This window comes from Paractinoplanes polyasparticus (genome assembly GCF_019710575.1).
GTDB classification, from domain to species: Bacteria; Actinomycetota; Actinomycetes; order Mycobacteriales; family Micromonosporaceae; genus Actinoplanes; species Actinoplanes polyasparticus.
Genome location: NZ_JAHWFK010000041.1, coordinates 90,163 through 104,274, shown reverse-complemented (window position 1 = coordinate 104,274; position 14,112 = coordinate 90,163). Strand labels below are relative to the sequence as shown.

The window sequence follows — 14,112 nt, the reverse complement described above, 5'->3', positions numbered from 1 at the left end:
AGACGACGCACGGCCCGTGCGACTCATCTCAATTCATCCGCGGGAGACCTGCTCCTAGAGTTGTGCCGTGACCCTAGATCGCCAGCAGGCCACCCGGCCGATCCTCACCGCCGAGATCATCATCGTTCTCCTGCTGTCGCTGGGGCAGAGCGCGATCTACTCGGTCGTCTCGATCATCGCGAAGCTGACGGCCGACCAACCGCTCTCCCAGCAGGCGGCGGTGCTCAACGCGTCGCGCTCGGCCCGGCCGTATCTCGACCTCACGTACCAGCTGCTCGGCATCGCCTTCGACCTCATGCCGGTGGTGCTGGTGCTCTATCTGCTGCTGCGCGACCACATCTCGCCGCGGAGCGAGCTCGGCCTGTCAGCCGACCGGAAGGGCTTCGACTGGGGCTGGGGCGCGTTGCTGGCTGCCGGCATCGGCATTCCCGGGCTGCTTCTGGTGTACGTGGCCAAGCTGCTCGGCATCAATGCCGACATCGTGCCGGCGGCCCTCCAGCCCGTGTGGTGGGCGGTGCCGGTACTCATCCTGGCGGCGGTCAAGAACGCGGTGCTCGAGGAGGTGATCGTCGTCGGCTACCTGATGACCCGCCTGCGCCAGTGGGGCATGTCGACGGTCGCGATCATCGCGTGCTCCGCCCTCCTGCGCGGGTCGTACCACCTCTACCAGGGCTTCGGCGCCTTCATCGGCAACGCGGTCATGGGCGTGGTGTTCGCGCTGTTCTTCCTGCGCTACAAGCGCGTGATGCCGTTGATCGTCGCGCACACGCTGCTGGATGTCGTCGCCTTCGTCGGTTACACCGCCCTGCCCGAATCCTGGCTGAGCTGGGTATAGCGGTAGTAGGAGGTGGCGCGGGCCACGGTGGCCTGGGCCGCCGTGGTGCTCGAGAGGAAGGCGGCCAGCAGGCTGGTCCCCGGGTAGGCACGGTTGATCGACCGCAGGGCCGTCCAGGCCGCGGCCTGCGGGATGACCAGGCGGCTCAGGCGCCAGACGGCATCGCCGCTCCCCACCCCCTGATTCTCACGGCCGGAGGCCGCGATGGCCGCCTCCGCCTCTGTTGCCGTCTCGTGCACGCCGGTGATCACCAGCAGGTCCACCGCCCGCCGGGGATCGGTCGGGTCGAGGCCGTGAGCCGCCGCCAGGTGCAGCACCAGCTCCGCATCGGTGAGCGCCCGCCCAGCCAGCAGAGCGATTGCCGCGTACGACCCCGAAACCGCCCCGAAGATGCTGGTCAACGCGCCGAAGCGAGTGAACTGCCGGCCCGCCAGCCGAGCCAGCGCGGCCGGCCCCGCGGACGGGTAGTCGGCGCTGATCGCGGCGGCCCACTGCCGGGCGCGCGGCCCGATGATCTCGACCGCCGCCAGAGCCAGATGCTCGGGCGCGTGGACGGGATCGGAAACAAGCTTCGCCCACCGGTCCCCGCCTCGCGGCTCGACCTCGGCGGCGCGCACCGTACTGGTCGCAGTCCTGGTGTTGTCCGCCGGCTCGCGCGCCGCTGAAGTTGAGGAGCCGGTCGCCCGGACTGCTTCGGTGGTCCGCTGGGCGACCTTGCCGTCGGCCTGGCCGGAGAGACTTGTGGTCGCCGTTACTTCTGGTCGGGCGCGAGGGGGTGAGGTAGGCGCTGCGTCGGTCGTCGATGGCCGTGCGGTAGGGACCGCTCGGGCCGTTCTCGTTGCTGGGGCGGCAGGGACCGGTGCTGCGTCCGCGGAGGTGGCTGTCTTTCCGCCCGTTGGTGTTTGCGGCGTTTCGGCGCTCGGTCGTGATGGCTCCTCGGCCGTCCGGGCCGGTGGCGAGGCGTGCTTCGCGGCAGTGACCGGTTCCATCTTCGAAGCTGGCGGCTGATTCGTCTCGGAGCCGGGCGTCTTCACCGCAGGAGATGAAGTGACGTCTTCTGTGTCGCCTTGTCCTGCCACCGGAGCCGACTGGATTGTCGGTGCCTTCCTGCCGGACGTGGACTTCCGTGCCGCCCGCGCAGTGGAAGCCGGATTCGTCTTCGCGGCCGGAGCAGTCTCGGTCGGTCCGGTCGTTTCCGACGCCGCCGCTGTCTTCGCCGGGTCCTCAACCGCCGCGGCAGCCTTCACCGGAGTGGGGTTCGCCGGAGCACGGTTCGGCGATGCCTTCGCAGCCGGGGACTGCGCTGGTGCCTTCTTCGCCGCGGCCGGACTCGCCTTCGCCGCGGCCAAGGCGTTTGTCTTCGGCGGCGTGGCTGGGGATTGGGCGGGCGCCGTCCTTGTTGTGGTGGTTTTGGCCTGCGCCGACCTCGCTGAGGCAGCACTCGCTGCGGTGGCTTCAGCTTGTGGAGGCGCCTTTCGCGGTGCGGACTCCGGCGCGGCCTTGGCGGGGTCGGCCTTCTTGGCTCGGGCGGGCCTTTTCGCAGGCTGGCTGCTAGGACCGGGCTCGGGCTGGGTGCCGCGCTGCCTGCGTGGGGCGGGCTTGCCTCCAGGGTGCTGGGGAGACTCCGTACCCGCCTGCGGGTGATTTTCGGCACTTGGCGGCTGGAACATGACCGGCGGCGCGGCCTTCGCGGGCCGGCGTGGCGACCGCTCTTCCGCAGTCTCGTCCGGCGGCGTCTCACCCGACGTGTTGAACGGCGCCCGCGACGGCCGGGCGCGCGAAGCCTTGCGAGGATCAGTGGGCGAGATCTCCTCCATGCCGCAGCAGCCTAGCCGTCGCAGCGCCGTTTCACCTGTTGGAGACACCTCAGACCCACCCGCCGCGCGCAAGGATGGCAACCTCTTTGTGCGGGGCTGAGTGGGTCCGGTATCCTCAACCGTCGGTGGCCTTCGCAGGCCGCCGGGGAGACTTCGCCTAGTCTGGTCTATGGCGCCGCACTGCTAATGCGGTTGGGGTTTTAAAGCCCCTCCCGGGTTCGAATCCCGGAGTCTCCGCGTGCAGAGCCGGTGTGTATGCTGGCAAAGCACCGGGCGCCCGTAGCTCAATGGATAGAGCATCTGACTACGGATCAGAAGGTTAGGGGTTCGAGTCCCTTCGGGCGCACAGTACGAAACGGCCTTCCACCAGCGGTGGAAGGCCGTTTCGCTGCTGGCCACTGATCGCTCTACATCCGGGTTGCTCACGGATTGCTCACAGAGCGTTTCGGCTTCTTGAAGCGATGACGAGTCAGCAGCTTCGACACTTTCTCGACCTGCTTGGCGGTGATCCGCCGCAGCACGTGCTTGTACACGCGCCGGGTGACATCAGGGCTTGCGCGACCGAGGATCGCTTGGGCGACCTCGATCGGGACGCCACCGGCCAGCCGCAGCGGGCAGACCCTGTGTAGGGCGTCGTGCAGCGGGATGACGGGGAGATCGCACTCGCGGACATGCCGCTCGAATTCGCCGGTGACCCGGTCCGGCAGCAATGGCGCGCCGCCGTACCGGCAGAAGATCAGGTCGTGGTCGTCGTGGTCGTCGTGGTCCGGGCCGAGAAGGTCCTTCTCTACCTTCTGCCCGGCCCGGTACCGGGCGAGAGCCTCCTCTGCAGGCTTGGCCAGCGGTACCCAGCTCCGCCCGGCTCGGGACTTCGGCGACTTGAGTAGCCGTCCGACATGAATCGCTCCGCAGCCCGGCGTAGCCGCGCTAACCGGCCGGTTCAACCCTGAAACAACTGAGGCCCGATCTTTTCCCGGAGAGAAGTCCGGGGCCTCGGTTGAAAGAGGGGTCCATCGCCGCCCAGCCCCGCAACCAGTTCACGTTCGGGTACACCTCATTCCTTTGCGGTCGGCGTACGCGTAGCGTCTTCAGCAGGCTTCCGACGTCAGGTACTCGGGACCTGACGGCCATACTGTTACGAGGTCGCTTATGGGATGGGACCCTTACGACCACAGAGAGCGCCCACCACAGTGGGCAGTCGAACAAATGGAACGCCTCCGTCGCACGGAAGCAGAACTTGCCGAGACTCGCAGAAAGTCAGAGGCTTCCGCCGCAGCGCACTGGTCAAGCACCCCCGAGGAGTCAGCGGCTCTCCGCCAAGCGGCGGAGGAGGCAGCGCACCGCAGGGAACTGCCTGATCCCGAGTGGCTGCGTGCGTTGCGCATCCTTGGCGGCATCGGACTCGGCCTACTGGTCCTGGCATTCTGTTCTTACGGCGCGTATCTATTCATCGTCAGCAACAACATCCTCTAGCACAGCCCAGTCACAAGAGTCCGGTCGAACCGCTAACCCTCGGTGCGACGCGCCCCCGCCGGTCAGATTGGCCGAACCTTTCCCCCACGGTCGGCAGATCTATTACGAGGGCGATGAGCCTCACGAGTTCCGCGGCGAGATCAAAGAAAGGGTTTGGGTTCGATCCTGGGCAGACCCACTCTGGGGTCATCACTTCGGCGACAAAAAAGGCGGTTGGATGTCCTACAGCTTCCACTGCCCAGCAGACCTGCTCGACGACATCTACGGCGGCTCGAATAATCCGGTGGGTTCTCAGCCCGTTGGATCGGCGCCGGCAACGCTCACACAGACGTTGGCAACGGAGGGCAGCCGCAACCTTCACCCGGCAGGACGCTAGTCATCCGAGCTGCGTCACCGGCGGTGGCGCAGGTGGCTCGTGACAGCATCCACGCCACCACTGGGCCGGTCCGCCCCGGCGGCGACCAGCAGATCGCCTCGCCGACGACGGGCGGCACCGGCAGCCAGCCCGAGTGACGCAGGTCCTGTTTGGAAAGACTTACCCAGGGCAATTCTTCATCGACGGCAATCAACGCTGATCGCCTGACGAACTTCCTCGCTCAATCTCGTTCGGCCAATGCGGCGACTACTTCCGCGCCGACCGCGCCTGGTTCTACGTCGTGCTGCTGACCATCGGCTACCTGATCAGCCGCGGCCTGGCGAAGTCCGGCAGCCGCGAGCACGCCGACGCCTGATCGCGCTGACGACCGCCGCCGACCCCGGACGGGGACGGCGGCGGTCGCATCTCTACAACTGAAAAGGACTCTCCCGTGGACGTCATGACCATTGCAGGCCCGCTGCGATCAGCCGTCGTTGTGAACCCGGTGAAGGTGCCGGACCCCCACGAGCTGCGCCGCACCATCACCGAGGCGCTGACCGCCCGGGGCTGGCCGGAACCGATGTGGTTCGAGACCACCGTCGACGACCCCGGCGCCGGCCAGGCCGCCCAGGCCGCCCGTGACGGCGCACAGCTCGTCTTCGCCTGCGGCGGCGACGGCACAGTGATGGCCTGCGTCACCGCCCTGGCCGGATCCGATGTCGCCCTGGCCGTGCTGCCCGCCGGCACCGGCAACCTGCTGGCCGCCAACCTCGGACTCGCAGGCGACCTCGCCACCGGGCTCGAAGTCGTCCTGCAGGGCGGCCGCCGCCGCATCGACGTCGGCGCGGTCGGGGAGCAGAGCTTCGCGGTAATGGCCGGCATGGGGTTCGACGCCCACATGCTCGACGCCACCAACGACACCGCCAAGAAACACATCGGCTGGCTCGCCTACGCGGCCGGAGCCGCCCAGCACCTACGCGACCGGCCCATGCACCTGCGCATCACCCTGGACGACAAGAAGGCCTTCACCCGCCGGCCGCGTACGGTCATCGTCGGAAACGTCGGCCGGCTGCAGGGCGGCATGCGACTGCTCAACGACGCCCAGCCCGACGACGGACTGCTCGACGTCGCGATCCTCAGCCCCCGGACCCTGCGACACTGGGTTGCGTTGGGCTGGGGTGTGCTGCGCCGCAAGCGGACGGTCTCGAGCATGGAAACGTTCACCGCCACTCGGGTGCAGATCCACAGCAAACGCCCCCAGCCCCGACAGCTGGACGGCGATCTCATCGATCCCGGCAAGGACCTGGTGGTCACCGTACGCCCGCAGGCTCTGCTGCTGTGCGTGCCGCAACCGGCCGCCAGCCCCGACCTGGCTGACGATGCCGCCGCAGCCGATCACGACGCCGACGAGGTGCGGAAATCCGCGATCCGCTGAACTACTGCCGGGCATGGCACGTGCAGCCGATTCGACGGCCACCGGGTGCATGACTGAGAGCAGCAGCCCGGCTCCGGCAGGACGGTGATCTTCGTTCTTCGGAGGCGTTGTGGATCTGCAGTTGTCGGCCCGGGCGGGACGGGCATGCACCGTCGTCTCGGTCGGTGGTGAACTGGACATGGACACCGCTGCTGAGCTGCATGACTTCCTGCAGGAGGTCGCCGACACCGGTGCTGTCCAGGTGGTGTTGGACTGCGCCGAGTTGTCGTTCATGGATTCCAGTGGCCTCGGCATATTTCTGGTGTGGTTCAAGGAACTGCAGGGCAGAGGCGGCCGGCTGTGCGTCGCCGCCGTGCAAGACACCGTCGCGTACGTGCTACGGGTGTCAGCGGTGGAACAGGTGCTGGACGTCTACGACACGGTGGACGCGGCTGAGGCGGGAGTGCCCCCGGTCGTGCCCTGACAGCGGTGTGTCAGCGGCAGTCGGCTGAGCTGGCGGCGGAGACGTCAGCGCCCGCGTTGGTGCGGCGTGGTCGTCCGTGGTGGCCGTGCCAGTCGATGATCAGGAGTGTGGCGTCGTCGGCGAGGACGGGCCCGGCGACGGCGAGCACGCTGTCAGCCAGGGCCCGTGCCGCCTCGCGGGGATGCAGGGCGGTCAGCGAGCGAAGCTGGGCCGGCAGATCAAGGCGGGCAGCGTCGCGTTCGCGCATGCCGTCGGTGACGATCACCAGGCGGTCGCCGGGCCGAAGCGTGACCTGACCGGCGGTGAACTGTTTGTCGGGGAACATTCCCAAGGCGAAGTTGCGCGGCAGTTGCAGTTCCTGCGGTTCGCCGTCGCGCATCAGGATCGGCGGCTCGTGTCCGGCGTTGATCACGTCGCATGTTCCGGTGTTCAGGTCCAGGCGTCCGAGCACGGCGGTGATGAAAGCGCCTCGGGCCGGCGAGTTCTGAGCGACCGAGGCGCCGGCCTTGTTGGCCTGCTGGGTCAGGCTGTGACCGGCGCGGCGGGAGTTGCGCAGGCTCCCTACGCCGAGGGTGGCGATCAGCGCGCTGTTCACGCCGTGGCCCATGGCGTCGGTGACGCTGAAGTGCAGGGTGTCACGGGCGAGGCTGTAGTCGAAGGTGTCTCCGCCGATGCTCGCCGCCGGCTCCAGCCAGCCGGACAGGGTGAATGCGCCGCCTTCGCAGGTGAAGGCGCTGGGCAGCAGCCGGCGTTGGATCTCGGCGGAGAGGCTGAACGGAGTGGTGCGCTGCCCCCACTCGAACAGGTCGGTGTGGCGTCGGTTGGCGATCACCACGAACGCCAGCGCATGAGCGGTCCGGGAGATCTCGGCGAGTGCCTGTGGCGCCGGCTCGGCGGCGAGCCCGATCTCCAGCAGGCCGATGACCTCGCCCCGTTCGGTGACCGGCGCCAGAACCGTCCATTCCTTGTCGCCGTCCACCACTTGCACTGTCTGCGTTCGTAGCACCTGCTCTTGAGGGCCGCCGTCGAACGGCACCACGGTCGCGACCTCGCCGCCGTCTCTGCGGCTGTCACCGACCGGGCCGAACGGGATATGCGCCAGCCGTACCAGTGCCCGGCCGCTGAGGTCGGCGATGAGGAACGACACAGCCCGCGCGTGCAATGCCGCGCCGAGTTCCCGGGTGACAGCCTCAACGGCCTGTACCGGGGTGGCGTCCTCGGCAGCAGCCAGCATGCCGGACAGCGCCACCTCGACCGACGGATCCATTCCGAAAATTATACGGACGGCCTGGCGCGGCCTACCGCTTTCCGCGGACCCAGCACAACCAGCGGCAGCAACGCGGCAAAGTCGTCTGGGCCTGCTTCGACACATCGCCCAACGCCCGTACCTTCGGCGGCACACCCGGGTGAGAAAGTGCTGCCACTCCGGGCAAGTGGACCCGCCGGGCCCTGTGGCGGGCGAACGGCATGTCGGCGACGTGCTGGCGGCCGTGGCGGCCAGTGAAGCGAGAGGTATCAGGCCGGTTCGTGTCGCTCCTTCCGAGTGCAGCGTGGACAAACCAGCGGGCAGGGGGTGAGGGCCGCAGCCTCGGCCAGGCCGCTGACGTGCAGGATCTGCGCCACCGTCTCCTCGAAGTCGGAGGTCTCCGCGATGACCTGCTCGCCGGGCACGCGGAGCAGGTCCAGCGGGGTGTACCAGGAGCGCATCGTCTGCGCAGACACGTCGATCGGCTCGTGGCGGCGTTCGTGGCGGCGCACGGTTTCCTCGAACGACACGTCCATCCAGAACGTGGAGGACGGCCCAGGGTGCTCGGCGATCAGCTCGCGCAACGGTGGCCCGTACGAGCCGGAATGCAGGATCCCTTCCAGTACGACGTGGTAGCCCGCGGTGAGGGCTTCGCGGACCATTGTCGTGATGAACCGCGGCGCGATCGTCGGCGAGCTGTCGCTGCCGTGTTCGCGTAGTACGACCCGGCGCAGGTAGTCCTGCTCGATCAGTGCCGTACCGCGCCCGTACCGGCGCCGGACTTCACGGGCTGTGCTGGTTTTGCCGCTGCCGGAGTTACCCCGGATGACCACGAGCGTCGGCGGCGGCGTGGTCATCGGTTGCTCTCCGGCCAGGTGATTGCGATCAGGGCGACGTCAGATCGTCATCGCATAACCAGTATCGGCTGCAGACGAGGCGAACGTCAGGTTGCTGCTCCGGTCGACAGCCATCGGGCTGACCGAGACGCTCTTCACCACCTGACGAGGCAAGCCTGCGCGGCCGGCCGGTACCCGGGACACCCGGGTCCAGCTGCGCACCCCGGGTGTACGGCCAGGGTCTTTGCCTGGCGCGACATAGGTCAGGCGTTGCCAGGCTTATGGGCGTCCTAAGAGTCCGGATGGCAGGCCGTTGAGGCAGCCCGCGTCCGGGCTCTGTGCCGGCTTCCGACTGAAAGGCTGCGGCGACGTGACGACGCTCGAGCAACGAACCAGGCGTGCAATTCGACCGTTCACCGTGCACTTCCGCGACAAGGAGATAGATGACCTTCGGCGACGGCTGGCCGCGACCCGGTGGCCGAGCCGGGAACTGGTCGGCGACCGGTCGCAGGGGGTGCAGTTGGCCACGATGCGCGCTCTCGGCCACTACTGGGCGAAGGAGTACGACCTGCGGAGGGTGCAGTCCCGGCTGAACGCGCTGCCGCAGTTCACCACCGAGATCGACGGTGTGGACATCCACTTCCTGCACGTACGGTCCAAGCACCCGGACGCGTTGCCGCTGATCATGACGCACGGCTGGCCGGGGTCGGTGATCGAGATGCTCGACTCGGTGGGTCCGCTGACCGATCCGACCGCGCACGGCGGCACGGCCGCGGATGCGTTCCATCTCGTGCTGCCGTCACTGCCGGGGTACGGCTTCTCCGGCGAGCCGACCGAGGTCGGCTGGGATCTCGTGCGTACCGCGCGGGCCTGGGCAGAGCTGATGGAGCGGCTCGGTTATGACCGCTACGTCGCCCAGGGCGGTGACGTGGGCGCCGGCGTGACCGACGCGATGGGACGGCTGGGCCCGGCGGGCCTGGCCGGCATCCACACCAACCTCCTGGTGCCGGCGCTCAACGACCCGTCCGTGCTGCCGAGCAGCACCGCGGAGGAGAAGGCGGCACTGGCCGCGATCAAGACTTTCCAGACCTCCGGGAACGGCTACTTCGTGGAGATGGCGACGCGGCCGGAGACGATCGGATACGCGTTGCTGGATTCGCCGGCCGCCCTCGCCGCCTGGATGATCGATCACGACACGGACGCCTATTACAAGATCGCCAGTGCGTTCGTCGACGGTAAGCCGTCCGGCGGCCTCACCCGGGATCACATCCTTGACGACGTCACGGCCTATTGGTTGACCGGCACCGGTGCGTCGACGGCCCGATCCTATTGGGAGGCGTACGGCCCGGACGCTCCCGCCGCGGGCCGGCCGCCGCTGCCCGACCCCCGGGTTCCGGTCGGCTTCAGCACCTTCCCCGGAGAGATCTGGCGGACGCCGCGCAGTTGGGCCGAGTTCTCCTATCCGACGCTCAACTACTTCGGGGTGGCGGAACGGGGCGGTCACTTCGCGGCCTGGGAAGAGCCGGAGCTGTTCGCGGAGCAAGTGCGGGCCGCGTTCCTTCCGCTCCGATGACGACTCGGCGCGATGTGATCCAACCGGTGGCCGCCAAGCGGTCCTTGCCCACGCCTGAGTTGCCGGCCAGGCGCAGCATCCACAGTCGATGAATGAAGAGGAAGATGATGACTTCGTCCGGGTTTCGACCTACTCGACGGCAGGTCTTGCAGGGCGGCTTCGCAGCCGGCCTCGCGGTGGCCGCATCGACCGTCATCGGCCGAGCGCCGGCGGGCGCCGCACCGTCCATCGCCCCGGCTGGGATCCGCCCGTTCCGGGTCGCGGTTCCTCGCGAGCAGGTGGCCGAGATGCGCCGGCGTGTTTCCGCGACCCGCTGGCCGACTCGCGAGCTCGTGAACGATCGGTCGCAAGGCGTTCAGCTGCGAACCGCTCAGTCCCTCGCCCGGTTCTGGACGACCAGCTACGACTGGCGCCGGTTCGAGGCGAAACTCAACCGCCTGCCGCAGTTCCTGACCGAGATCGACGGCGTGGACATCCACTTCATCCACGTACGGTCCCGGCACCGCAACGCACTGCCGCTGATCATGACCCACGGCTGGCCCGGCTCGATCGTCGAACTTCTCGAAGCCGTCGGCCCTCTCACCAATCCCACCGCGCACGGTGGCACGGCTGCCGACGCGTTCCACCTCGTACTGCCGTCAATTCCCGGCTATGGGTTCTCCGGCAAACCGGACGAACTCGGCTGGGACTCCAACCGGACGGCGCGCGCCTGGGCCGAACTCATGCGCCGGCTCGGCTACACCCGCTACGTCGCCCAGGGCGGAGACGTCGGCGCCGCCGTCACCGACGGCATCGGCCGTCTGGCTCCCACAGGATTGCTGGGCATCCACTTGAACCTGCTCGCCCCCGCACTGGCAGGCACCGCGAACCTGCCCAAGAACACCGCGGAGGAGAAAGCGGCCGCCGCCGCCCTCCAGGTCTTCTCGACCAGCGGAAAGGGCTACATAGTCGAGCAGTCGACCCGGCCGCAGACGATCGGCTATGCGTTGCTGGACTCGCCCGTCGCCCTCGCGTCCTGGATGCTCGACCACGACACGGACAGCTACCTCAAGATCTCTCGCGCCTTCCGTGGCGGCGCGGCGTCGGGCAACCTCACCCGCGAACACATCCTCGACAACATCTCCCTGTACTGGCTGACCGGCACCGGCGAGTCGGCCGCCCGCATGTACTGGGAGAGAACGCGGACCGCTGCCGCGGGCCGGACTCCTTTACCGGTGACCGTCCCCGTCGGGTTCAGCGCCTTCCCGGGCGAGATCTTCCAGGCCCCTCGCAGCTGGGCCGAGATCGAATACCCGACCCTCAACTACTACAACCAACCCCGGCGTGGCGGACACTTCGCGGCATGGGAGCAACCCGAGCTGTTCACTCGGGAGGTCCGTGCCGCGTTCCGGTCGGCCCGCTGAATCGATGCCCCTGATCGGACGTCACGGAGCGCGGCGGCCGCACCCGCCGCGCTCCGGTCGGCGGCCTCGATGAGAGGGGGAACGGCGGTAGCACCGAGCCGCCCGAGAAGGGGACGACACCGTACCGTCGTCTATGGCATGATCGCGGCTCCGCACCTCTCCCCTTCGCCGCACAGGGATCACCCATGCTCAATCTCGTCAAGCGTGCCCGCCTCGGCCGTGGGCTGGCCTTCGCCGTGGTTCCAGCCTTGCTGTTGGGCATGGGCGGCACCGCGGTGGCTGCCACTCACACACTCACCGTCACCGTGCTGAACCGCAACGGCGCCAAGGTCAACGCGGGCCTGAAGCTGGTCGACGTGGCGACCAGCTCGACCATCTCGATGCGCTCCGGCACCGCCAAGAAGCTGCCCAAGGGCACGTACGCCGTATTGACCTCGGTGACCACCGGCAACACGATCACATTGTCCGGCAAGACGGTGAAGGTGTCCGGCTCTTCCAAGCTGACGATCGACGCCCGGCACGGCAAGCCGGTCGGGCTCGGGCTCAGCCCCGTACCCAAGGGCCTCCAGTACTCCCTGACCATGCGCGTCTGCACCCGGACCAGCGCGAGTGACGACGTAGAAGCGTCCGCCTTCCCCGACACGAAGTTGTACGTCGTCCCGAACACCTCGAAGTACCTCGGCTTCGCCGCGCTCGGTTCGTGGAGCGACGGCTCCGGCGCCTCCACCAGCTATGCGGTGCTGCACCAGACCACCGGCGTGCCGGGTGGGCTGGGCAAGACCTACAACGCGAGCAAGCTGGCCAACTTCAGGGTGGTTCAGAAGCGCGGCCCGTCCGGTTCCGTCTACTCCAACCTCGCGGTGCAGCCGCAGACGAGCGGGTGTGGCAACAACCTGTACGCCGGGCTGGGCGGCACCGACAAACCGACCATCAGCAACGTCCGCGTCACCCCCGGCACCTGGGACGTGCGGGCCGAGTCGTCGGCGACCACGAAGTCCGGCGAGACCTGGAACATCGGCGGCTACTTCGCGAAGCGCACGGTCAAGGCCGGGAAGTCGTACAACCTGAGCTTCTTCAACTCGGCCTGGGGTCCCGGTGCGCAGCTGCCGGTCACGATCCGCGGTGTGGTCCAGTTCGGCCTGAACGACATGTTCAGCGACCCGGCGTTCCCCCGCGACGGCTCGGTGGAGGGTGGCGACAAGGCCTCGGCGGCGCTGCGTTTCGGCGGTAAGGCGGTTGCCGTGAAGCAGGACAAGGGCTGGGAGCCCGAGGCCACCTACATGTACTACACGGTCAAGAAGGCCGGCTGGTACACGCTCACCAACACCGCGACCCGCTACTACCCGGAGATCACCTTCCCGTCCGGGATGCTGTCCACGACCAGCCGGGTGACGTACCACTTCCAGACCAAGCCGAACGCCAGTGCGCTGGCCGGGGTCTACTCGGTGCACCTTTCCCCGACCGGCCTCAGCACGAGCAACAAGGCCAAGCCGGCCAGCACCACCAAGGTCGCGATCAAGTTGCTCCGCGGCGCGGTCGACCCGGACGCCAAGCGTGGCGCCGACCCGAAGGTGACCAAGATGACCGCGCAGATGTCGCCGGACAGCGGCAACACGTGGCGCACCGTCCCGGTTCAGAAGATCGGCGGCGCCTGGTACGCGACCGTCACCAACCCGAAGACCAGTGCGGTGGCGCTGAAGGTGCGGGCCACGGTCGCCGGGGGCGCTTACACCGAGGTCACCGTCTTCCGGGCGTACGGAATCGGCTGATCAATTTCGCGGCGGGATCCACCGGTGGCGGGTCTCGCCGCGCTCGTTGTACCCGGGCGGATCGCAGCGTCCTTGCCGGCGATCGTGACGGGTTCACTCCGTCTCGCCGGATGAGCGGGTGGTGCCGATGGTCAGGTACGGGAGCGGGCAGTCGGCGCAGGTGCAGTTGGTGAGGCTGTCGCAGCGGGCGTCGACGACCTCGGCGAGAGTGCCCCGGATGGCGGCCAGGTCGGCGATCTTTCGGTCGATCTCGGCGATCTTGTCGATGGCGCGTTGCCGCAGATCCGCGCTCGGGTGCCGGCGTCGACCGGCGTCCAGCAGTTCGGCGATCTCATCGAGGGAGAACCCGAGCCGCTGCGCCGCCTTGATCACGTTCAGCAGGACGACCGTGTCCGGCGGATACAGCCGATGGCCCCCGTTCGAACGGCCCGGCTCGGCAAGCAGCCCGCGGCGTTCGTAGTAACGCAACGTCTGAATGTTGACGCCGGCCCGCTCGGCGACCTCGCCCGTACGGAGCCCGTCCATCAGGAGTTCCGGCCGTCCGGCGGTCATGACTTGGCGCCGGCGTCGGCACGCTGGGCGAACGAGGCGAGAACCTCGGCGTACGCGGCTGGGACCTCGATCTCGATGACGACGGCCTCACCGGCGGTGGCCGATTGCGAGGTGACGGTGAAGGTGAGGAACGAGCAGCACTCGGCTTCCCGCGCGGCCAGATCCCGTACCCGCGCTGTCAGACCGGCCGGGCCGTTCAGGTGCAACCGGGCGTGTGTCGCGTCGACGTGGTCGACTTCGCGAACAGCGGTGGCGAAGAGCTCGTCGAACTCCGCCAGCCGCAACGGCCGCTCCGCCGTCGGCAATGTGCAGGCATCCGGAACCGTGAAAGACATGCCGGCCTCCTCGAACGCGG

Annotated in this window: 12 protein-coding genes and 2 tRNA genes; 8 read left to right on the top strand and 6 right to left on the bottom strand. The window is 68.2% G+C overall.

All coding sequences use genetic code 11. The annotated features are described in order from the left end of the window. The first annotated feature begins 67 nt into the window (after positions 1-67). Positions 68-835, top strand: coding sequence for a CPBP family intramembrane glutamic endopeptidase (locus KXC43_RS34935; RefSeq protein WP_221380491.1), 768 nt, complete (start codon positions 68-70; stop codon positions 833-835). On the opposite strand, the gene KXC43_RS34930 is transcribed toward KXC43_RS34935, so the two are convergent. Next, positions 796-1,452, bottom strand: a complete 657-nt coding sequence (locus tag KXC43_RS34930; protein ID WP_221380490.1) for a hypothetical protein — start codon at positions 1,450-1,452, stop codon at positions 796-798. The two genes, KXC43_RS34935 and KXC43_RS34930, sit on opposite strands and share 40 nt — an antisense overlap. A 1,346-nt stretch (positions 1,453-2,798) precedes the next feature. Between KXC43_RS34930 and KXC43_RS34925 the strand changes: the two genes are divergently transcribed. Beyond that, a tRNA-Ser gene (locus KXC43_RS34925) sits at positions 2,799-2,889 on the top strand. Between the two features lie 36 nt (positions 2,890-2,925). Continuing rightward, a tRNA-Arg gene (locus KXC43_RS34920) sits at positions 2,926-2,998 on the top strand. 76 nt (positions 2,999-3,074) lie between these two features. On the opposite strand, the gene KXC43_RS34915 is transcribed toward KXC43_RS34920, so the two are convergent. Then, positions 3,075-3,596 (bottom strand): site-specific integrase, encoded by a 522-nt coding sequence (locus KXC43_RS34915; RefSeq protein ID WP_221380489.1) that lies wholly within the window; start codon positions 3,594-3,596, stop codon positions 3,075-3,077. Positions 3,597-4,940: 1,344 nt separating this feature from the next. On the opposite strand from KXC43_RS34915, the gene KXC43_RS34910 reads away from it, so the two are divergent. Both KXC43_RS34910 and KXC43_RS34905 read left to right on the top strand, forming a co-directional pair. Then, positions 4,941-5,915, top strand: a complete 975-nt coding sequence (locus KXC43_RS34910; RefSeq protein ID WP_221380488.1) for a diacylglycerol/lipid kinase family protein — start codon at positions 4,941-4,943, stop codon at positions 5,913-5,915. Between the two features lie 109 nt (positions 5,916-6,024). Further along, on the top strand, positions 6,025-6,378 hold the full coding sequence (locus tag KXC43_RS34905; RefSeq protein WP_221380487.1) for an STAS domain-containing protein: 354 nt from the start codon (positions 6,025-6,027) through the stop codon (positions 6,376-6,378). Positions 6,379-6,388: 10 nt separating this feature from the next. Here the strand turns inward: KXC43_RS34905 and KXC43_RS34900 are convergent, their stop codons facing one another. Both KXC43_RS34900 and KXC43_RS34895 read right to left on the bottom strand, forming a co-directional pair. Continuing rightward, positions 6,389-7,645, bottom strand: coding sequence for a PP2C family protein-serine/threonine phosphatase (locus KXC43_RS34900; RefSeq protein ID WP_221380486.1), 1,257 nt, complete (start codon positions 7,643-7,645; stop codon positions 6,389-6,391). Between the two features lie 248 nt (positions 7,646-7,893). Beyond that, positions 7,894-8,481 (bottom strand): AAA family ATPase, encoded by a 588-nt coding sequence (locus KXC43_RS34895; RefSeq protein ID WP_221380485.1) that lies wholly within the window; start codon positions 8,479-8,481, stop codon positions 7,894-7,896. A 349-nt stretch (positions 8,482-8,830) separates the two neighbouring features. Here KXC43_RS34895 and KXC43_RS34890 point away from each other — a divergent pair, with 349 nt between their 5' ends. From KXC43_RS34890 to KXC43_RS34880, 3 genes are all read left to right on the top strand, one after another. Continuing rightward, complete coding sequence (locus KXC43_RS34890; RefSeq protein WP_221380484.1) at positions 8,831-10,033, top strand: epoxide hydrolase family protein; 1,203 nt, start codon at positions 8,831-8,833, stop codon at positions 10,031-10,033. A 92-nt stretch (positions 10,034-10,125) separates the two neighbouring features. Further along, positions 10,126-11,436, top strand: coding sequence for an epoxide hydrolase family protein (locus tag KXC43_RS34885; protein ID WP_255645357.1), 1,311 nt, complete (start codon positions 10,126-10,128; stop codon positions 11,434-11,436). Positions 11,437-11,621: 185 nt separating this feature from the next. Continuing rightward, complete coding sequence (locus KXC43_RS34880; protein WP_221380483.1) at positions 11,622-13,205, top strand: hypothetical protein; 1,584 nt, start codon at positions 11,622-11,624, stop codon at positions 13,203-13,205. Positions 13,206-13,298: 93 nt separating this feature from the next. Here KXC43_RS34880 and KXC43_RS34875 read toward each other — a convergent pair whose 3' ends face one another. Both KXC43_RS34875 and KXC43_RS34870 read right to left on the bottom strand, forming a co-directional pair. Continuing rightward, positions 13,299-13,757: a MerR family transcriptional regulator gene (locus KXC43_RS34875; protein ID WP_255645356.1), complete on the bottom strand. Its 459-nt coding sequence runs from the start codon at positions 13,755-13,757 to the stop codon at positions 13,299-13,301. Continuing rightward, entirely contained in the window at positions 13,754-14,092 is a 339-nt protein-coding gene (locus KXC43_RS34870) for a hypothetical protein (protein WP_221380482.1), read from the bottom strand. The genes KXC43_RS34875 and KXC43_RS34870 overlap by 4 nt, the downstream gene beginning before the upstream one ends. Positions 14,093-14,112: the final 20 nt, after the last annotated feature.